The organism is Lutispora thermophila DSM 19022 (assembly GCF_900142105.1).
Lineage (GTDB): Bacteria > Bacillota > Clostridia > Lutisporales > Lutisporaceae > Lutispora > Lutispora thermophila.
In genome coordinates, this window is the sequence record NZ_FQZS01000008.1 from 76,462 (window position 1) to 97,039 (window position 20,578).

The window sequence follows — 20,578 nt, forward strand, 5'->3', positions numbered from 1 at the left end:
TATGAAGGAAATTAAGAAAGACAACACAGTATATATTATTTCCTTGATAGTGGTATTTGCCATTGTTGGCTGGGGACTTATTACTCCAGCCAACTTTGGAAATGCTGCAAATGCTTTATTTTACTATTTAGTGGATAATTTCGGCTGGTTTTATCTCACATCCATGTTTCTATTCGTAGTATTTTGCATTATAATTGGCTTTTCCAGGTATGGAGACATAAAACTGGGGCCAGATGATTCTAAGCCTGAATTCAGTACAGTTTCCTGGTTTGGAATGCTGTTCGGATCTGGAATGGGCATAGGACTTGTATTCTGGGGAGTGGCAGAGCCGTTAAACCATTATCTTAATCCTTTAGGGTTGGAAGGAGCCACAGCAGAGGCAGCTAACTTTGCTATGAAGCAATCCTTTTTCCATTGGGGCATACATCCATGGGCTAACTATGCAGTAATAGGTCTTGCATTGGGATACTTCCAATTTAGAAAAAATGCCCCTGGCCTTATTAGCAGTATTTTTCTCCCATTAATAGGTGAAAAGGGTGTCAGAGGACCTATAGGAAAAACCATCGATATACTTGCAATATTTGCCACAGTTGCCGGAGTTGCTACATCTCTTGGCATCGGAACACTTCAGATAAACAGCGGACTTAACTTCATGTTTGGATTGCCAACTACAACCATTATACAGCTTACAATAATCGCTGTGATAACAGTAATATATGTTTGGACTGCTGTTAGTGGCATAGATAAAGGCATAAAACTTTTATCTGATATTAACCTTGTTCTGGCTTTTGCAATTTTAGTATTATCAATAATCATCGGTCCAAAGGTAGCCATGCTTAATTCTTTGACAAACGGTATCGGAAATTACATTGACAAATTTGTATATGACAGTTTCCATATCGAAGCCTTCGGAGACAACAGTTGGATTGGTGGTTGGACCATATTCTACTGGGCTTGGTGGATTGCTTGGGCACCATTTGTAGGCACATTCATCGCTAGAATATCAAAGGGAAGGACCATAAGAGAATTCGTTCTAGGTGTTATATTAGCTCCCACGCTTGCTTCATTGATATGGTTTGCAGTATTCGGAACTCTTGGCATCAAGCTTGGACCAGATGTGGCAGCAGAGGCCATTAAGGTTACAGAAACAGCATTCTTCGTAGTAATGAGCAAATATCCTTTAGGTTTCATAATATCCGTCATTGCAGTAATCCTGCTGTGCACTTTCTTTATAACATCTGCCAATTCAGCAACTTTTGTATTGGGAATGATGTCACAGCAAGGAGATTTAGACCCAACAACTTCAAAAAAAATACTCTGGGGTATGGTACAGGCACTGCTTGCATTCGCACTGCTATTGGGAGGTGGCCTTAATGCCCTGCAAACAGCATCTATTGCAGCAGCTTTCCCCTTTGCCATAGTAATGATATTTGCATGTGTAGCATTAATGAAAGCCTTAAGGCAGGAGAAATAAGAACGCAAAACCGGCAACTGCCGGTTTTGTATTTTGTGTTATACCTATGATTTGAGCCAAAGCTGTGGTAAAATCTAGGTTAATAGAGCTTCTAGGAAAATGCAATCCAAAGAATGACATAAGAAAGGAGCATGTCAATTGAACATAGTAGTTATAGATGGACAAGGTGGAAAAATGGGAAAGATGATAGTGGAACAGTTGAAAGAAAAATATCCTTCTCTACAGTTGATAGCCATAGGTACCAACAGCATTGCTACTGCAGCAATGATGAAGGCCGGAGCCGACTATGGAGCCACTGGTGAAAATCCAGTGATGGTTGCAAGCAAAGATGCGGATATAATCATAGGCCCCATAGGTATTGTCATAGCTGACTCCATGTTGGGCGAGGTCACACCTGCCATGGCTAAGGCCGTTGGACAGAGCAGAGCAGAAAAGATATTGATTCCTGTTAACAAATGCAACAGCCATGTGGTAGGGGCACAGGACCTGCCTATGTCAGAATATATAAAGCAGGCAGTGGAAATTGCCGGCCAACTTATTGATGACAAGTAAATACAAAATCACATATTTCAGGAATTTTCATCTTTGAGAAATATTCATTCTCCAAGGGTATCCATTCATTAATAAATCTCTGCAGCATATATTTGCCGCTTCTTTCAAGAATTCTCTGTACTTGGGTTTTGGCATCAATAGTAAGGAAAATCTTCAGGTCATAATAATCCCTTAGGGTGGGGTGCATGGAATATACACCCTCCACTATGTTAAGCCTTTTAGGGGAGACTTTGATGTAATCTGTAAGTCTTCCCTGAGAGCAGTCATATATCCGATATTTGAATTCCTGATTCTTTTTCAGATTATCAAGGACCTCATATTTGAATCGTTCATAATCCACATTTCCTCCTACTTCCTGCATTCTCTCCGCTGTTCTCTGCTCAGGACGGAGAAAAAAGTCATCCATGTGAAAAACATTGCAATGGTAAATTTTGCTTAAATGATGAGCCAAAGTGCTTTTGCCGCTGCCGCTGTTGCCGTCTATAGATATTGTTATTTCCCTGTTTTTTGCCAGTAAACTGTCAATTATATCAAGCAGTTTATGATAGCTTTCATGGTCAATCATGGTCTATACCGCCTTATCCAGAAGTTTGTTTTTCTCTAAAATCAAGTATATGGAAGGAATAAGTACAAGCTGTAGGATGATGCCAGGGAAAGCTGTTACAAAGGCTCCTGATATAAAGGCAGAGAAGGTATAGGATTTTCCTGCAAGTCCCATTAGCACCACATTAGAAATTCCCAGTACAACCCTACCCCCCAGCATGGCACCTAAAAGAGCAGCTATAATATTCATTCTTCTTGATAATATTCCGATGAAAGTCCCATAGGCAGCTAATTCAAGAGCCATGGCTGCACCAACAGGATAAAGAGGTGGCATGCCTGTCAGGAAGCTGGATATAATAGGAACAATGATTCCTGTGATCATTCCATATTTCCAACCGCATACAATGCCGCATAACAGGACGGGTATGTGCATAGGCAAAAAGATGGTTCCTGATAGTGAAAGAGCATGGAATGCAATAGGAAGTCCAACGCCCATGGCTGTAAAAAGTCCTGCGAGAACAAGTCTAAGCGTTGATGTTTTTTTCATTCAAAATCCCTCCAAAAACAAAAAATACCACAAATCACATGCTTTCCTTCAGAAAGCAAATGCCTTCGTGGCATGAATACAATGATATAAAATAATACATAATCCAAATGTTAACTTCGGTTAACGTTAATATAAGTATAACATGAGGTATTCAAATGTCAAGCAGTAGGAAAATCCAGACATTGAAAGTGCTCATTGCACAAACTTTGCTATTAGCAGCAATATGGTTATGTGTGCAGGATAGAAAAGATATCCTATATATTTGTTGATTCTTACCTTCGTATACCAAGATTCAAAGGCATAAATGGGTATTAGTGCCAATATGGCTCTGGATTGAAAGAAAAAACCTTCAAGAGTTATTAGTCCGCTTTTATAGTATACTATCCTTTGCCAAACCATTTTATAGTTCAATGAATAGAACCATGCTCTTCTCAGCTTCTCTATCCAATTCAGATAGTTAGGAACGAAAGTTTTTACACCTGTAAGGTATGCATAGAGAAAAGAGATGAACACAAGACCTATAAATATGGAAACTTTTTTTTCTTTAAACATGTGGAAAATCAATATAATTAATAATCCGTATAGTCCATATTCTAAACGAAATTTCCCTCCTGATGCTATTTCAAAAAGCTCTGGTGTTACTAAAGCTGCCAGGATACATAGGAAGGAAGCAGTTGCTAACAATAAATCCTTGTAACTCCTGCTATCTTTAAAAGCATTGATTTTGGTGATACCTATATCGTAGACATAAAGCACACCCAATGCTAACAATAGAGTAAACATTATGTTCAACCTCAATGGCTCAAAGTCCAGAGTGGGTGAAAAAAAGGAATAAGGGATCTGTGATATCAATGCAAAGCCTAACAGGCGAATGGAATATTTTTTCAAATTTGAGGTTTTGACATAGCCTACACTTAGTTGATATGCGAAAATGGGAAAAGCAAGCCTTCCTATGGTCCTAAATATTCTATAATTGGGGAAAAACATGTATCCAATGTGGTCTATTAACATAGTCAGCATGGCAAGGAGTTTCAGGGTATCATTTCTGAAAGTGGATGTTTCTGCGGCCTGTCCAATATCAGGGTTCTTTTTAATTTCTATAATATTTTCCATAAATTATTACCTCTATTCATAGCGTTTAAAAGCATTATATAATAAATCAATTTGTTGCTCCAGCTTTAATATACCAAAATTTCAGTCATTATTTTACTGTCAACTTTTGGACAGTCTATGTGATATAATTGATAAAAAGACTAGGTTGGTGATTATATGAGCCTGAGGATAATTTATGGCAGAGCCGGTTCCGGCAAAAGCCGATTTTGTATAGAAGATATTAAGAGAAATAAGACAAAATACCCTGATAAGACGTTGATACTGATGGTGCCTGAGCAGTTCACCCTTGAGGCGGAGAGAAATCTAGTAAAGGCATTAGGCGCATCAGGCATCGGAGAAGCAGAAGTCATGAGCTTCAAAGGCCTTGCCCGCCGGGTTCTTGATGAAGTGGGAGGAGCCGCCAAAACCCATGTGAATTCAGCTGGGAAGGCTATGATTATATATAGCATACTTGAGAAAGAAAGAGTCAATTTCAAGGCCTTTGGAAGAGCAGCAGGCCAGAGAGGATTTATAGACAGAATTTCAAGTATGCTCAGTGAGTTCAAAAGATACAATGTAAATCCTGATTTGCTTGATGATACCAAGGAACTGGTGGGGGACAGATTTCTAAAAGATAAGCTGGAGGATTTAAGCCTTATATATAAGAGATATGAAGAAATGGTTCACGCAAGATACATGGATACGGATGATGATCTCACAATACTTGCAAAGAGGATGGACAGGAGCAAGAAGCTTATAAATGCAGAGATATGGATTGATGAGTTTTCGGGATTTACACCTCAGGAATATGAGATAATAAAGAAGCTTCTGAAGCTGTGCAGTCGTGTTAATGTATGCCTATGTACAGATTGTCTCATAGATGAGGAAAAGATACAGGATATGGATGTGTTTTCTCCTACCAAATATGCCAGCAGCCGATTGTTGGAAATAGCCCAGGAGATGAAAGTACAAATAGATAAGCCTGTGAAGATGGAAGGAGAAGTTCCCGTAAGGTTTTCTAAAAACAGGGCAATGGCTCATCTGGAGAAAAATTTCTTTTCTTATCCTTATACAGTATATAAAGATGAAACAAAAAGTATTGGCATAATGGCTGCTGCAAATCCATACAGCGAAGTGGAAGCGGTGGCCAATGAAATAATATATCTTTGCAGAGACAAAGGATTAAGATACAAGGACATGGCGGTGGTTACCAAGGATTTGGACAGCTATGAAAAGCTGGTTAGAGTCATATTCACCCAATTTGACATACCCTTTTTCATAGACAAGAAGAGAGCCGTGGCGGATCATCCCCTAGCTATGTTGGTGATATCTGCCATTGGAGTAATACAGAAAAATTTTACATACGAAAGCATATTCAGGTATCTGAAGACCGGACTTGCAGGTGTGGACAGAGAAGATGTGGACTTATTGGAGAATTATGTGCTGGCCAATGGAATAAGGGGAAGCCAATGGTATAACCAACAACAATGGGAATACAGGCTCAACCATTCCTTTGGTGATGAAGAGCCTACAATGAAAGAAAGAGAAATAATAGACAGAGTCAATGCTGTTAGGCAAAATATAATAGAACCGTTGATAAGGTTGAAAGAAGAATTGAAAAAGGCTAAGTCGGCCAGGCAGATGTGTCTATGCCTTTATGAATTTTTGTGCCAGATAGGCATACCTGGGCGAATAGAGGAACTGATAGTGAAATATACCCAGAGAGGGGAACTTGAAATTGCCGAAGAGTATAAGCAGATATGGGATGTAATAACCCAGGTGATGGATCAGGTTGTTGAGATAAGCGGCAATGAAGAAATGAGTCTGGATGATTTTTATAACCTATTGAACATAGGCTTTGCCCAATATGATATGGGAATCATACCTCATTCATCGGACCAACTGCTGGTTGGAAGCGTAGACAGGTGGAGAAGCCATGAAATTCATTCCCTTTTTATTCTGGGGGTAAATGACGGAGTGTTTCCGGCAGCGGCCAGAGATGAGGGAATGCTTTCCGACGGAGATAGGGAGATTTTAAAATCCTTGGGATTGGAACTGGCTTTGGATACCAAGACAAAAGCATTCCAGGAACAATATCTTCTATATACAACCTTGACTAAAGCCGGAAAATATTTAAGGCTCAGCTATCCGGTGGCGGATCATGAGGGCAAAGCATTGAGACCTTCTTATGTAATAAACAGGTTGAAGAAGATATTCCCCAAAATGGTAGTTGAAAGCAAAGTTTTGGGAGAAGAAGATGCCATAAACCTTATAGGTCCACCACTTCCTTCTTTTAACTATCTCGTAGGTATTTTAAGAAATCTTGTTAAGGATGATAAGGATACAGAACTGTGGAAGGAAGTATATCTATGGTTCATGAACAACCATCAATGGAAGGACAAGCTAATGAATGTGGCACAGGGCCTCAGTTACAGCAATGAAGAAAAGCCTCTTGGAAAAGAAAAAGTTGGCAAACTTTATGGAAATGTCCATTATTCCAGCGTATCCCGACTGGAGAGATTTGCTTCCTGTCCTTTCTCTTACTATGTCCAATATGGATTGAAGGCAAAGGAGAGAAAGGTGATGAAACTGGAAGCTCCTGATATAGGAAGTTTCCTGCACCTGGTAGTAAGCAGATTTTCTGAGGAATTGGAATCTCAAGGGATAAAGTGGAAAGATGTGGATGAGGCTTGGTGCCAGGAGCAAATATCAAAAATTGTGGATGAAATAATTGAATCATCTCACCAACTGCCTTTTAAAAGATCTAAGAGATATGGCTATTTGAAGGATAGGCTGAAGAAAGTGGTGACTCGGTCCATTTGGATCATTGCAGAACAAGTAAAAAGAAGCGGCTTCCAGCCCATAGCCTATGAAGTGGCCTTCGGACAGGAGGATGGGCTACCTGCCATAACTTTGGATATTCCTGGGGGACAACAGGTTATTCTTACCGGCAGAATCGACAGAATAGACATATTGGAAACGGACAAAGGCACTTATGTGAGGATAATAGATTATAAATCCGGTTCCAAGGATTTCAAGCTTTCCGACATATATAACGGAATAGAGCTACAGCTCATAACATATCTAAGCGCCATATGGGAAAAGGGACTGAAAAGTAAGAAAGGCACCATTATGCCTGCAGGCATACTATACTTTAAGTTGGATGACCCCATATTAAGAATAGACGGAAATACTTCTGACGAAGATGTGTATAAGAAGCTTATGAAGGAAATGAAGATGAAAGGATTGATACTGGCAGATAAGGATGTAATAATGCAGATGGACAAGACCATAGAGGGAGACTCTCTCATAATACCTGCCAGCATCAGAAAGGACGGAAGCTTGGGAAGCAGGTCATCAGCAGCTACCATGGAGCAATTTGAAAAGCTCAAAAGCCATGTGAGACAAACATTGATAAAGCTGTCGTCGGAGATGTTTTCCGGCAATATATCCATATCGCCATATAAGAGGAAGAAGTTCATTTCCTGCCAATACTGTCCTTACTCCGCCATATGCAGATTTGAAGGTGAAACCAATAAGTTTAGGGTTGTTGGGGACATGAAGGATGAGGATGTATGGAGGCTTCTGGAAAGAGGGGAATCAGATAAGGGAGGTGAGAATGTTGGCTAATTGGACCAATGAACAATTATCTGCCATTGAAACATCAGGCTGTGACTTGCTGGTGGCAGCTGCCGCAGGAGCAGGCAAGACAGCGGTGCTGGTGGAGAGGATAATAAGAAAGATAATTGATGAGTCAACCCCCATAGATATAGACAACATGCTTATAGTGACTTTTACCAATGCGGCGGCCTCGGAGATGAGAGAGAGAATAGGAGAAGCCTTGGGAAAGGAATTGGAGAAAAAGCCTGATTCCCAGAAGCTTCAAAGGCAGATGCTCCTTTTGAATAAGGCCAGCATTACTACTATCCATTCCTTTTGTATGGATGTGGTAAAGAACAACTTTCATCTGCTTGATCTGGACCCTAATTTCCGAATAGCTGACGAGACAGAAAGCCTACTGCTTAAGATGGAAACCATGGAGGAATTGTTTGAGCAAAAATATGAAGAGGAAGATGAGGATTTTATTTACCTGTTGGATCGTTATGGCGGAAATAAGGATGATAAGAAGCTTCAAGAAATGCTGTTGAATATTTTTGAGTTTGTGCAGAGCAGTCCATGGCCTCAGGAATGGCTGGATAAAATGAGCAAATCATATGACACCTCAGGACACTGGGATTTTACCAATACGCCTTGGGCTACAATAATCATGGAGCATGCTAAAGTAGAGATTGACGGAGCCTTGAACCAATTGATGAAGGCAGAAAAGATAGCCCAGGGAAACCAAGGCTATGAGAAATGTGCCGCCCAGTTGGCTGATGACATCAATATGGTAAAGCTTCTAAGGAAAGCCTCAGAGGAATCCTGGGATGAGTTGTACAAGGCCTACAGCACATTGGAGTTTTCCAGACAGCAAGGTCCCAATAAGAATGCAGACAAGTCTGCCTATGAGGTCTTAAAGGAATTGAGAAAGGAAGCCAAGGACAGGATCAATTCCTTGGGAGATGGATTATTTAACTGCAGTTCAGAGGACATAAAGGGAGACTTAGATGCACTTTATCCTGTTATATTAACACTTTCTAAATTGGTATCGGATTTTAGCAAGATGTATCTTGATAAGAAGAAGGAAAAAGCCGTTATCGATTTCAATGACTTGGAACATTTTTGTCTTCATATATTAACCCAGAGGGATGAAGAGGGAAGGGTCCAGCCATCACCGGCAGCGTTAAGCATAAGGGATAGATTCAAGGAGATACTTGTTGATGAATATCAGGACAGCAATTTGGTTCAAGAAGCAATTCTATCTGTTATATCAAAAAGGGATCAGGGACAACCGAATGTGTTCATGGTAGGAGATGTGAAACAGAGCATATATAGATTCAGACAGGCAAAGCCGGAGCTTTTCCTGGATAAGTACAAGAGATATTCGGAAGAAGAGGGCTCCAAGGAAAGAAAGATAAAGTTATTTAAGAACTTTAGAAGCAGAAAGGAAGTTCTTGACGGGGTCAATTACCTTTTCCGCCAGCTTATGTCTTCATATATAGGAGAAATAGATTATGACCAAGGGGAGTTTCTCAATCCCGAAGCTTTGTATCCAGAAGACATGGTTGGACAATCAAGTCCTTATGCAATAGAGCTTCACATAGTAGATTTGAAAAAAGATGAAACTTCTAGGGTAGAGACGGATGAAGAAGAAAACGCGGAAGTTGAAGATATGGAAGATTTGGATTCCATACAGGCAGAGGCAAGGCTTATAGGCAAAAGAATTTTATCCCTCATGGGCATGGGGGAAGATAACTGCCAGGCTTTCAGAATATATGACAGAGATTTAGATTGCTATAGAAATATAAAGTATAAGGATATAGTGATACTGCTGAGAACCGTGCGAGGATGGGCAGAAGTTTTTCATCGGGAGTTGGAATCCATGGGTATACCTGTTTTTGCGGATACAGCCACAGGTTTTTTCAAGAGGTCTGAGGTACAGGTTGTAATGTCCTTGCTTCAGATAATTGACAATCCAATGCAGGATATTCCGTTGATATCCGTTCTAAGATCTCCAATAGGAGGATTTACATCGGAAGAGCTGATGGATATAAGGTTGGAGGATAAGGATAGCAGTTTCTATGAAGCTCTGATAAAGACATCGGGTAAAGAGGATGATTTGGGAGCTAAATCCAAAGTTTTTCTGGAGAAACTTGGAATATGGCGGGATAAGGCGCTGCATATGCCTACAGATGAGCTTATATGGTACTTGATGAACGATACGGGATATTACAGCTATGTAGGAGCAATGCCTCAGGGAAAGCAGAGACAGGCAAATCTGAAGGTTTTGTTTGAAAGGGCAAAGCAATATGAAGAAACCAGTTTCAAGGGATTGTTTAATTTCATAAATTTCATAAACAAGCTTAAGACCAGCAGCGGAGATATGGGAAATGCAAAGATACTGGGAGAAAATGATGATGTAGTAAGGATAATGAGCATACACAAAAGCAAGGGTCTTGAATTCCCTGTTGTATTTGTAGCCGGTGCGGGAAAGCAGTTTAATCTGCAGGATGCCAACAAGACACTTCTTCTCCATGAAGAATTGGGTTTTGGCATAGATTTGGTAGACCCAGATAGAAGGATATCCTATGCTACGGTGCCTAAACTGGCGATAAAACAGAGAATAAGGCTTGAGAGCCTTTCTGAAGAAATGAGAGTGCTTTATGTAGCTTTGACAAGGGCCAAGGAGAAGCTCATAATAACAGGCTGCGACAAAAGTTTAGAGAAATCAATAGACAGATGGGCAGCAGCACTGGACTGTGAACAAGATAGGCTTAAGCCTCACCTGGTAGCCAGAGGAGGACGGTATCTGGATTGGATAGGACAGGCGTTAATGAGGCATAAAGACTCCCATGAGTTGCTGAAGGCATATGGAATTGACTTTAGCAATGCAAAAGCTATAGTTGATGATGAATCAACATGGAGAATAACTACCTGGAAAAAGGAAGACTTCATGGATATATTGGTAGAAGAAGGGGAAAATGGTGAAGCAAATCTTCTTGAGCAATTGGAACAGGAAAAAGATAAAGTAGTTCTTGGTGAAGAGATAGTGAGGAGGTTGGAATGGAAATACCCCTATGAAAACATTGCAAAACTTCCGGTGAAGCTTTCTGTTACAGAGGTAAAAAGAATGATTTCAGCACAGGAAGAGGAACCTGTTCAGAACTTGTTTAAATCTCAATATCTGAAGAAGCCTAAGTTCATGGAATCCACCAAGAAGATGACTGCTGCAGAGCGAGGCAGTGTAATGCATTATATAATGCAACATTTGGATTTGAAAGATATTGATACTGTAGAAGCCATCAAAGAGCAAGTTCAAAGGCTTTATGAAGAAGAATACATCACCGAAGAGTGGGCCAAGGCTGTAGATGCAAAGAGAATATATAAGTTCTTTTCCTCTCCTCTGGGGAAGAGAATTAGAAATGCAGACAAGGTATATAGGGAAATGCCTTTCAATATAGAAGTGAGCCCAGCAGAAATATTCCCTGATGATGGGCTGGAAAATTCGGATGAAAAGATATTGGTTCAGGGGATAATAGACCTTTACTTCCTGGAGGGAGATAAACTGGTTTTGCTGGACTATAAAACAGATTATGTTGATTTAAATAGCATAGACCAAATACTATCTCGCTACAGAAATCAGATAAAATACTATGAAAAAGCCCTAGAAATTGCACTGAAGAGGAATGTGGACGAGAAATACTTATATTTATTTCACATAGACCAAGCAGTACAACTATAACATGATACATGATGGACTGTTTTTTGTGTCTCATTTTGAGCATTCCATCTGTATATTTTTCTTCAATGGAAACAAAAAATCATCAATCATAAGGAATTAAAATTTTCCATATTGCCTGCGGACTTAACAGCAAGTATCCGTAGGCTTTTTGTTTTCGAAACTTGTTTTACTTATGAAAAAGAAACTGCTTCCTTTCTTGATAATAATTATTATTTATTTCTTTATCCTCTAAAAAAAATGTACTATAATATACATATATAGATTTAATTTTAATACAAAATAATCAAAAATAATTGTAAGGAGAATTATTATGGATGATATATTAAAAATAATAAAAGATACTTCTCTCACATATGAGCAAAAAGTATTGGCCCTTGCAAAGGCTGCGGAAAACAGCATTAAGCCGCTTAAAATCGATGAAGAAACACAAAAATACAGAGAAGCTGGGGTCATATGCGATCTTAATGAAGGAAGCGCTCCATACAGACCAAGATATATAGTGCCGGATTATGAAGTTTTCTTAAAGAACGGAAGCAAATTCTTAGGTTTGGAGCCGCCAAGAAACATCTGGGAAGCCGTAAACAGCTTGCTTATACTTTATAAGCATGTTCCTTCAATAACATCCTTTCCTGTATATTTAGGGAATATAGATACAATTCTTGACAGATTTATAGAAGATGAAGAGGAAGCGTATCAGGCAATTAAATTGTTCCTTCTTCATATAGACAGGACAATCACAGATTCTTTCTGCCATGCCAATATAGGTCCTGAAGATACTAAAGCAGGAAGGCTTATTTTAAAAGCTTCCAGGGAGCTTAATACTTCAATACCTAACCTTACTTTGAAATATAGCAAGAATACGCCTGATGATCTTGTGCTGGATTCCATAAATACAGCCCTAATTACTGCTAAACCTAGTTTTGCAAATCATGAAATGTTTGCTGGAGAATTAGGTGAGGATTATGCCATTGCTAGCTGCTACAACGGGCTGCCCATTGGAGGAGGAAACTTTACTCTGGTGAGATTGAACATGGGTAAGCTGGCTCCTATGGCTAAGGATACAGAAGATTTCATAAACAATCTGCTGCCTGATGCGGTGGAGAAAATGGCAGGCTATATGGATGAAAGGATCAAATTCCTCATGGAGGAAAGCGGATATTTCGAAAGCAGCTTCCTTGTAAAAGAAGGACTCATAAGTGCCGATAGATTTACTTCCATGTTCGGGATGGTAGGATTGGCTGATGCAGTTAACCATCTATTGGGAGCCAAGGAGCTTAGAGATAGATTTGGACACTCAAAAGAAGCCAATGATTTAGGCGTAAGGATAATAGAAAAACTGGAGGAAGAAGTAAACAAACATCATAACCCATATTGCAAATTCTCTGACGGCAAATTCCTTCTTCATGCCCAGGTAGGTATAGATACGGATAAGAACATATCTCCCGGATGCCGCATACCTATCGGTGAAGAACCGGAGATTTGGGATCATTTAAAGCATTGTGCCCTTTTCCATAAGTACTTCCCAACAGGTATAGGCGATATATTCAGATTTGACAGCACCGTTAAGAGAAATCCTCAATATGTTCTTGATATAATGAAAGGTGCTATGAATCTGGGTGTAAGATACATTTCCTTCTACACTTCCGACAGTGATGTAGTAAGGATAACAGGATATCTGGTTAAGAGATCCGATATGGAAAAGCTGGAAAGAGGAGAGCAGGTATTGAACGGAGCAGCAGTTTTGGGTCTTGGTGCCGTTAAAAACCAGCATGTGCTGGACAGAAAAGAGAGAAAAGATGATTAGAGGTTTAGTAAATAAGATAATTCCTTTTAGTTCTGTAGACGGTCCTGGAAACAGGACCGCCATATTCCTGCAGGGATGCAATTTTAATTGCATTTACTGCCATAATCCGGAAACCATAAACATTTGTATAAATTGCGGAATCTGTATTGAGGTATGCCCTTCCCAGTGCCTTCATATGGAAAATGGCATAGTCCGCTGGGATAAGGGAAAATGCGTGGGATGCGACAGCTGCCTTAAGGCATGTAAAAGCTGTAGCTCTCCAAAGATCAGCCATATGACTGTTGAAGATGTACTAAAAGCCATACAAAATGTAAGACCTTTTATAACAGGCATTACCATATCCGGTGGAGAATGCATGCTGCAAAAGGAATTTGTTACAGAACTATGTGAAGAGGCTAAGAAAATAGGTCTTACAGCATTCATCGACAGCAACGGATCTATTCCCTTTTATGGTGATGACAGGCTTATAACAGCCATAGACATGGTTATGCTGGATGTAAAATCCTTTGACAAAGAAGAACACAAGATGCTAACAGGCCAGGACAACGAAGTTGTTCTTAAAAATATGGAATATCTTGCATACATCAGTAAGCTTTATGAGATCCGGACAGTGGTAGTTCCTGATGTTTTGAACAACGAAAGAAATGTGGATATGGCAAGCAAAAGGCTGGCCGAATTGGATCCAAGCATAAAATATAAGCTTATAAAATATAGGCCAATCGGAGTTCGAACAGATATGATCAAAAGCAGCATGCCGACAGATGATATGATGACAAAGCTTAAGGATATTGCAGTAAAAAATGGTTGCAAAGATGTAGTAGTGATATAAAAGCAAAGTGGATTATATTTTTGCAAGAAGCAAAAATATAATTCACTTTGCTTCTTTAATAATTGTTCTTGAGGAAACATGTAGAATTATGTTATTCTTTGTATAAATAGATCAATATATCCATAGGATTGGGGGTATATAATGTTTAAGAGTATAAAAAAGCCTTGTGATGAGGCTGTATGCATACTGGAGTATGTTGAACGAAAAATGGAAGGAAGCCAAGCAGAAAAACCGAAAGCAGATTATCATATACATAGCAGAATGTTAAAATCCTTTGATAAATTATTCGATAATGAAAAGAAAATGAGCGAGGTTGCAAAGAAAATACTGTCTATTGCATCATCTCTCAGCAATTTTGACGTGAACATGTCATATATAGCCTATAATCTGATGGAATTTGCAAAGGAAATGGCTTTGGTCAGCGAATCAAACCTTGCAATTGTTCAAGAAACAACAGCCAGTATGAGTGAGGTAAATGAAACAGTAAATGAGACCTCAACTACATTGGACAAGCTAGCAGAAGCTTCTCAGATACTTATGTCCAGGAACAATGCATCTTTATCCCAACTATCAGAAATAAACAGCCTTAAGGATAATGTGGTCAATGATGCTAACATTATGAGCGATCAGATTCAGCAATTAGTTGAGATGGCTAATAACATAAACTATATAGTGAACAGTGTGAAGGCCATAGCAGACCAGACCAATCTTTTAGCTCTCAACGCCTCTATAGAAGCTGCCAGAGCTGGGGAGCATGGCAGAGGTTTTGCTGTTGTTGCCCAAGAGATCAGAAAGCTAGCAGATGATACCAAAAAGAGCCTGGAGGACATGAATGCTTTTGTTATGAATATTCACAAAGCAGCTCAAGACGGCAAAAGCAGTGTAGATCACACTTTAAAATCAACAGTAGAAATGAGCCAAAAACTGGATGAAGTTACGGAAACCATAGGACAGAATGTGGAGATGTTGGCCAATACCATCGATAATGTGGTGTCTATAAATAAATCCATGGAAGGAATAAGAATCGCAACCAATGAGATAAGCCAAGCCATGGAGACTTCCAGTGCAGATGCGGAAAAACTGACTTTAATGACCAGAACAATTGCCGATGATTCAGCAAGAAGTGCGGAAGTTGCAAGGGAAATATCTGAGATAGATGACGCATTGTCCAGTGTTGTAAAGGATATGCTCGATGCTCTACGTGGAAGTATTAATGCCATAGATAACAAAGAACTAATGAAGAATATTAATCAGGCAAAGGAAGCGCACAAGAATTGGATGAATGTGTTGAAGCAAATCGTAGACGAAATGCAGATATATCCATTACAGGTTAATGGAGAAAAGTGTGCCTTTGGTCATTTTTATCATTCCATAAATATCAATCATCCTGAATTAAAGCAGGATTGGGAATCCATTGACAGCGTTCACAAGGAACTTCATGAATGCGGACAAATTGTTATCGAAGCTGTAAAAGATGATGATAGCCAGAAAGCGAAGGAATATTGCAACAAGGCTTCTGAATTGTCCAACATAGTTTTGGAGAGACTGGATATTGTATTGAGAAAAGTCGAAGAACTTGATAAAAAAGGCGTCCATATATTGAAACAGATATAAAGATAAGGGGACAATTTCTTTTGCTATCATTTGGTAGCCAAAAGAATTGTCCCTTATTGTTACTCATCTATTTTAGGAAAAGTTACTGTCAATTTAAACAAGTCTCCGTCAATATTTATGTTTATCTTGCCTCTTTGCAGCTCAACAAGACTTTTTGCAATGGCTAAACCTAAGCCCGAACCTTCTGTATTTCTGGATTTGTCTCCTCTTGTAAAGCGCTCCATTATTTCAGAAGGATCGAAGTTCATCTCATATGCGGATATATTTTTGAATATAAAGCTGATTTCTTTGTCATTTTCTTCTGCATCAATATATACCCTGGAATTTGGCATGGCATATTTTAAAATATTGCCTATTATATTGTCAAAGATTCTATAGGTTTTTCTGCCGTCTAATTGGCATGTCACCTTTTTATCAGGCAAATTGATCTTCATATGAAGGCTGCTGTTATTGATCTTTTCCTCCAATTCACCCAATGTTTGCCTAAGCAATGCCACCACATCCAGCTTTTCCATGTGAAGCTCTATATTGCCGCTGCTAGCTTTGCTGGCTTCAAATAAATCTTCGATGAGGATTTTCAATCTTTTAGATTTCTTATCAAGAATATCTATATATTCCTTCCGTGTCTCATCATCTATATCATCCTTCTTAAGCAGGTCTACATAAGTGATGATGGAAGTTAAAGGAGTCTTCAGATCATGAGACACATTGGAGATTAGTTCGGTTTTCATATTCTGGCTTTTTAATTCCTTTTCAACGGCCAGTCTAAAACCTTCTTTTATGTTGTTGAGGTTTCTGGCATAGGGAGTCAATATGCCCATGTCTTCAGGCACCACTATATCAAAGTTACCCTCGGCCAATTTACTGCTGGCTTCTGTCAAGGTTTTGGCTTTATCAATAACCTTTGTCAAATAGCTAAAAAGGAAACCTGTGTACACAATTGCCAAAAAAGGTCCAAGGGGATATGCTAAGGAGATAAATCCCAATACAATTAAATGTATTCCTAATAATTTGAGCAGGTTCCTGTGGGAATCATCGTTGGTGTTTATTTCCATTAGGCCATTGGCTATCTCCTTTACAAGGTTTGCTACATAGAAAAGCAGCTTTCCGAATATGCTGTTTTTGATAAAGCCAGATACAAAACCTGTGTGATAAATATGCTTTATATATGTGATGCTTAGGTAAATCAGGTTGTATAGTATGAATGTGACCGGAATGCCTATGAGGTAAAAGCCTAAGTTTGCATTATAGAGCATGGTGGCAATATTAAATTGGCTCTCGTAATCAGAATATAAGCTAGTTTCAGCAATTATATAAATCAATGCCAAGAATATAAACCATATTATAGCCTTAAACTCAATGAAAATTCTATTGAAAATTTTTACAATTGAAGCTTCTTGTTGATGAGAATAAGGTATGGCAAAGGCTGTTATAATGAGCAAAAGCAAGCTTATAACCCCTATTGATAAGACCAATATAATATATCGGTCCAGATACCAATAATAAGGAAAACCAGCGAAGCTTTCAAATATATAATTTTTTAAAGGTGCATAACTTCCTACTGAAACTGCTGAAAGAATCAGCATCATTAGCATAGTACCCCATGTAGAAGCTGCCAAGGAGCTTTTTTTAGCGTCTTTATCCTTAAGATGCTTATTATCACTAATATTCTCTTCATATGATTGATTATCTTTAATATCTGCTATATCATTATCATCTCTCATGCTTTCTCTATTATTAATATCATCCTTCAAATTTATATCCAATACCCCACACCACCTTCAAATATTTTGGTTCTTTCGGGTTTATTTCTATCTTTTCCCGAATCCTTCGTATATGGACTGTAACCGTATCCGGGTTATAGGCCGGTTCATTCCATACTTTTTCATATATCTCTTCAATGGAAAATACTCTGTTTGGATGCCTCATCAGAAGATGGAGTATCTTAAACTCAAGAGGAGTGGTCTTTACCGGTGCTCCGTCCACCAATACCTCTTTGGTGGTATAATTCAACTCAACGCCTCCTATTCTGATCACATCTTCCTGAGGTTGTGAAAAATTAGAGTAACTGGTATACCTTCTAAGACAAGAATTAACCCTTGCTAATAGCTCCAAGGGATTAAAGGGTTTTGTAATATAATCATCGGCGCCTATATTAAGTCCCATAATTTTATCCGTATCCTCCGATTTGGCAGAGAGAAAGATTATAGGAACATTGCTGGTCTCTCTGATTTTAATGGTTGTCTGGATACCATCCATTATGGGCATCATAACGTCCATAAGTATTAAATCTATTTGCTCCTTTTCAAAGATATTAATTGCTTCCATGCCGTTATAGGCTTTATATACGCCATAATTCTGGTTTTTTAAATATACTTCAATAGCGGCCGCTATTTCCTTTTCATCTTCTACAACAAGTATATTGTACATTTACGCTCACCCCTGAACTCTTCGAGATATCTCTATCAGTAATAATAACATACAGTGATTAAGAAAAAATAACTATAATTATTACAAATTTATTAAGAAAATCATTAGCAAAATAGAAGAAAAAATGTTTATTGATGTATAACGAGACTTCAAATGATTAAATCCGTTGAAAAGCAGGTTGGTCTTAGGAAATGTATTCATATATAAATATAAACAGGAGACAGTTAAAGTCTCCTATTTAAATATCAGAATCTATCCCTTTCAAAATGTATGAATCTTGTGCCTTGGTGGGTCAGCATTCCTGTGTCTCCTTCTGTATGCATGCTGTAAAATTTGCTGCTAACAGAGAATTCAATTCTTTCACCATTTTCATCCTCAAAAGTCACATAGTAGCTGGTATGAGCACTGGAATCGCCATGACCGCCCCATACATGAATTCTTTTGGCTATAATCCTTGCGGCAATTGTGATTTCGTCCATTTTGCTGTTTCTTATATTTTCACTGATGTTTCTGACTATGATTATAACAAATGCACCTATGACGATGGCGAAGATTACCATAACCATTATTGGAACCGCATTAAACATGAAATCATCAATTGGGGAAAAAAACATAAGCCACTTCCTCTCAATGTAGTATACATCAATTGTATCATAAAAAAGATTTAAGAGAAACTTTTTCAAGATATGTTGCAAGGTCCCAATTTTGATATAGAAAAAATCAATATGATATAAACTAACAATAGAAACAAACAATCCTCGACAAAAGGTAGACATGTTATTATTAATATGAAAAAATTTTTGGAGGGGTATAAAATGGCAGATTACAGAGAACTGTGGCAAAAACTCGGTATGGATCTGGAAAAACATGATGTATTATGTGAGGTTCTTCCACAATTATACGGCGGAATTTATCTAAACCAGGAAAACAGACCAGAAGGAATGAATTACTATAACTTTGTAGTAGCTGAGGTACATGGTCTTAGAATTAAAGAGCTTGATGACCATAAACAGCAGGGCGGCAAGGTAGTAGGCACTTTCTGCGTATTTGTTCCTGATGAGCTTATTCTTGCTGCCGGTGCCATAGGCGTCGGATTGTGTGCTGGATCTCAATTCTGGATAGAAGACGGGGAAAAAGTTTTACCAAGAAACATATGCCCATTGGTAAAGGCCTTTACAGGAGCTAAACTAAGCGGTACTTGTCCCTATTTCCAATCCTGCGACATGATAATAGGAGAGACAACTTGCGATGCAAAGAAGAAGGCCTGGGAAATTCTTGATGATTATGTAGATACATATGTAATGGATCTTCCACAGATGAAGAGAGAAAAAGACTACAAGAAGTGGGCAGAAGAGATATATGATTTAAAAGATAAGCTGGAGAAACTGACAGGAAATGTTATAACAGAAGAAAAGCTTCATGATGCAATTAAGCTTTGCAATAGAAAGAGAATGGCTTTACAAAGACTATATAATGCAAGAAAAGCTCTTGATCTGCCCATAAGCGGCAAGGATGCTCTATTAATATCTCAAATAGCATTCTATGATAATCCGGAAAGATTTATAGAAATGACCAATGCTCTTTGTGATGAGCTGGAGGATAGAATTAAAAAGGGTATTGCAGTTAACAAGAAAGGCAGCAAGAGAATACTTATAAGCGGTACTCCGATGGCTGTTCCAAATTGGAAGATACATCATATAATCGAAACCAGCGGTGCTATGGTTGTTGCTGAAGAAACCTGCACAGGTACAAGATATTTCGAAAACCTGGTAGATGAAACTCCAACTACAATGGATGGCATGGTAAAGGCATTGGCTGACAGATACTTAAAGATAAATTGTGCATGTTTCACTCCTAATAAAGGAAGAGAAGAGGATATCATAAGACTTGCTAAAGAGTATAAAGCAGATGGAGTAATATACAACAGCCTCCAATTCTGCCATACTTACAATATAGAATATGCCAATGTAGAAAAAGCCTTGAAGGAAGCAGGCATTCCTGTGCTATTTATTGAAAGTGACTACAGCAACGATGACGTAGGACAGATACAGACAAGAGTTGAAGCATTCCTGGAGATGATTGGCTAATAATGGAATATGATTACTATATATTGTTCAACACTCATACCGATGGCTTGAATATGGCTAAAAGACTAAAGGAAAGCAATATAAAATATACAATAACTCCAACCCCAAGACAGCTCAGCAAATGCTGCGGCATTGCAATAAAATATGAACATGAGGATGAAAAAGCTATTTTGGATATCATTGATAAATATGATATAAAGGTATTAGGGTTACACTCTTTGGAGAGAAAAAACGTAGATATTAAGTTTATCTAATAATGCTTTT

The 20,578-nt window shown here is 38.6% G+C and carries 15 protein-coding genes; 9 read left to right on the forward strand and 6 right to left on the reverse strand.

The annotated features are described in order from the left end of the window. The first annotated feature begins 1 nt into the window (after position 1). Together BUB48_RS07050 and BUB48_RS07055 are read left to right on the forward strand one after the other, a co-directional pair. Positions 2-1,474 carry a glycine betaine uptake BCCT transporter gene (locus tag BUB48_RS07050; protein ID WP_084524415.1) on the forward strand — a complete coding sequence of 491 codons (1,473 nt, stop codon included), beginning with the start codon at positions 2-4 and terminating at the stop codon, positions 1,472-1,474. A 138-nt stretch (positions 1,475-1,612) separates the two neighbouring features. After that, complete coding sequence (locus BUB48_RS07055; protein ID WP_073025543.1) at positions 1,613-2,026, forward strand: DUF3842 family protein; 414 nt, start codon at positions 1,613-1,615, stop codon at positions 2,024-2,026. On the opposite strand, the gene BUB48_RS07060 is transcribed toward BUB48_RS07055, so the two are convergent. The 3 genes from BUB48_RS07060 to BUB48_RS07070 form a co-directional block, all read right to left on the reverse strand. Further along, positions 2,010-2,591: a uridine kinase family protein gene (locus BUB48_RS07060; protein ID WP_073025544.1), complete on the reverse strand. Its 582-nt coding sequence runs from the start codon at positions 2,589-2,591 to the stop codon at positions 2,010-2,012. The genes BUB48_RS07055 and BUB48_RS07060 overlap by 17 nt on opposite strands. A 3-nt stretch (positions 2,592-2,594) precedes the next feature. After that, a complete protein-coding gene (locus BUB48_RS07065) occupies positions 2,595-3,116 on the reverse strand; it encodes an ECF transporter S component (RefSeq protein WP_073025545.1) in 522 nt (173 codons plus the stop codon). Between the two features lie 192 nt (positions 3,117-3,308). Continuing rightward, positions 3,309-4,229, reverse strand: a complete 921-nt coding sequence (locus BUB48_RS07070; RefSeq protein ID WP_073025546.1) for a TraX family protein — start codon at positions 4,227-4,229, stop codon at positions 3,309-3,311. Positions 4,230-4,385: 156 nt separating this feature from the next. Here BUB48_RS07070 and addB point away from each other — a divergent pair, with 156 nt between their 5' ends. From addB to BUB48_RS07095, 5 genes are all read left to right on the forward strand, one after another. Beyond that, complete coding sequence (gene addB / locus BUB48_RS07075; protein WP_073025547.1) at positions 4,386-7,838, forward strand: helicase-exonuclease AddAB subunit AddB; 3,453 nt, start codon at positions 4,386-4,388, stop codon at positions 7,836-7,838. After that, entirely contained in the window at positions 7,828-11,550 is a 3,723-nt protein-coding gene (gene addA / locus BUB48_RS07080) for a helicase-exonuclease AddAB subunit AddA (RefSeq protein WP_073025548.1), read from the forward strand. Before addB ends, addA begins: the two co-directional genes overlap by 11 nt. A gap of 310 nt (positions 11,551-11,860) precedes the next feature. Then, positions 11,861-13,354: a YjjI family glycine radical enzyme gene (locus BUB48_RS07085; RefSeq protein ID WP_073025549.1), complete on the forward strand. Its 1,494-nt coding sequence runs from the start codon at positions 11,861-11,863 to the stop codon at positions 13,352-13,354. After that, positions 13,347-14,183: a YjjW family glycine radical enzyme activase gene (locus tag BUB48_RS07090; protein ID WP_073025550.1), complete on the forward strand. Its 837-nt coding sequence runs from the start codon at positions 13,347-13,349 to the stop codon at positions 14,181-14,183. Before BUB48_RS07085 ends, BUB48_RS07090 begins: the two co-directional genes overlap by 8 nt. Positions 14,184-14,324: 141 nt before the next feature. Next, positions 14,325-15,797: a methyl-accepting chemotaxis protein gene (locus BUB48_RS07095; RefSeq protein ID WP_073025551.1), complete on the forward strand. Its 1,473-nt coding sequence runs from the start codon at positions 14,325-14,327 to the stop codon at positions 15,795-15,797. Positions 15,798-15,856: 59 nt separating this feature from the next. On the opposite strand, the gene BUB48_RS07100 is transcribed toward BUB48_RS07095, so the two are convergent. The 3 genes from BUB48_RS07100 to BUB48_RS07110 all read right to left on the reverse strand — a co-directional run bounded on the left by BUB48_RS07100 (position 15,857) and on the right by BUB48_RS07110 (position 18,841). Then, positions 15,857-17,563, reverse strand: coding sequence for a sensor histidine kinase (locus tag BUB48_RS07100; protein ID WP_073025552.1), 1,707 nt, complete (start codon positions 17,561-17,563; stop codon positions 15,857-15,859). After that, a complete protein-coding gene (locus tag BUB48_RS07105) occupies positions 17,541-18,227 on the reverse strand; it encodes a response regulator transcription factor (RefSeq protein WP_073025553.1) in 687 nt (228 codons plus the stop codon). The genes BUB48_RS07100 and BUB48_RS07105 overlap by 23 nt, the downstream gene beginning before the upstream one ends. A gap of 245 nt (positions 18,228-18,472) precedes the next feature. Beyond that, on the reverse strand, positions 18,473-18,841 hold the full coding sequence (locus BUB48_RS07110; protein ID WP_073025554.1) for a DUF2500 domain-containing protein: 369 nt from the start codon (positions 18,839-18,841) through the stop codon (positions 18,473-18,475). A gap of 201 nt (positions 18,842-19,042) precedes the next feature. Between BUB48_RS07110 and BUB48_RS07115 the strand changes: the two genes are divergently transcribed. Together BUB48_RS07115 and BUB48_RS07120 are read left to right on the forward strand one after the other, a co-directional pair. Further along, complete coding sequence (locus tag BUB48_RS07115; protein WP_073025555.1) at positions 19,043-20,314, forward strand: double-cubane-cluster-containing anaerobic reductase; 1,272 nt, start codon at positions 19,043-19,045, stop codon at positions 20,312-20,314. Positions 20,315-20,316: 2 nt separating this feature from the next. Further along, entirely contained in the window at positions 20,317-20,568 is a 252-nt protein-coding gene (locus BUB48_RS07120) for a DUF3343 domain-containing protein (protein ID WP_242944180.1), read from the forward strand. Positions 20,569-20,578: the final 10 nt, after the last annotated feature.

Bases quoted from the DNA above. Each gene is read 5' to 3' on its own strand.
- addB (WP_073025547.1), top strand. From the start codon at position 4,386: ATGAGCCTGAGGATAATTTATGGCAGAGCCGGTTCCGGCAAAAGCCGA.
- BUB48_RS07110 (WP_073025554.1), bottom strand. From the start codon at position 18,841: ATGTTTTTTTCCCCAATTGATGATTTCATGTTTAATGCGGTTCCAATA.
- BUB48_RS07090 (WP_073025550.1), top strand. From the start codon at position 13,347: ATGATTAGAGGTTTAGTAAATAAGATAATTCCTTTTAGTTCTGTAGAC.
- BUB48_RS07105 (WP_073025553.1), bottom strand. From the start codon at position 18,227: ATGTACAATATACTTGTTGTAGAAGATGAAAAGGAAATAGCGGCCGCT.
- BUB48_RS07060 (WP_073025544.1), bottom strand. From the start codon at position 2,591: ATGATTGACCATGAAAGCTATCATAAACTGCTTGATATAATTGACAGT.
- BUB48_RS07050 (WP_084524415.1), top strand. From the start codon at position 2: ATGAAGGAAATTAAGAAAGACAACACAGTATATATTATTTCCTTGATA.
- BUB48_RS07120 (WP_242944180.1), top strand. From the start codon at position 20,317: ATGGAATATGATTACTATATATTGTTCAACACTCATACCGATGGCTTG.
- BUB48_RS07095 (WP_073025551.1), top strand. From the start codon at position 14,325: ATGTTTAAGAGTATAAAAAAGCCTTGTGATGAGGCTGTATGCATACTG.
- BUB48_RS07085 (WP_073025549.1), top strand. From the start codon at position 11,861: ATGGATGATATATTAAAAATAATAAAAGATACTTCTCTCACATATGAG.
- BUB48_RS07070 (WP_073025546.1), bottom strand. From the start codon at position 4,229: ATGGAAAATATTATAGAAATTAAAAAGAACCCTGATATTGGACAGGCC.
- BUB48_RS07065 (WP_073025545.1), bottom strand. From the start codon at position 3,116: ATGAAAAAAACATCAACGCTTAGACTTGTTCTCGCAGGACTTTTTACA.
- BUB48_RS07115 (WP_073025555.1), top strand. From the start codon at position 19,043: ATGGCAGATTACAGAGAACTGTGGCAAAAACTCGGTATGGATCTGGAA.
- addA (WP_073025548.1), top strand. From the start codon at position 7,828: ATGTTGGCTAATTGGACCAATGAACAATTATCTGCCATTGAAACATCA.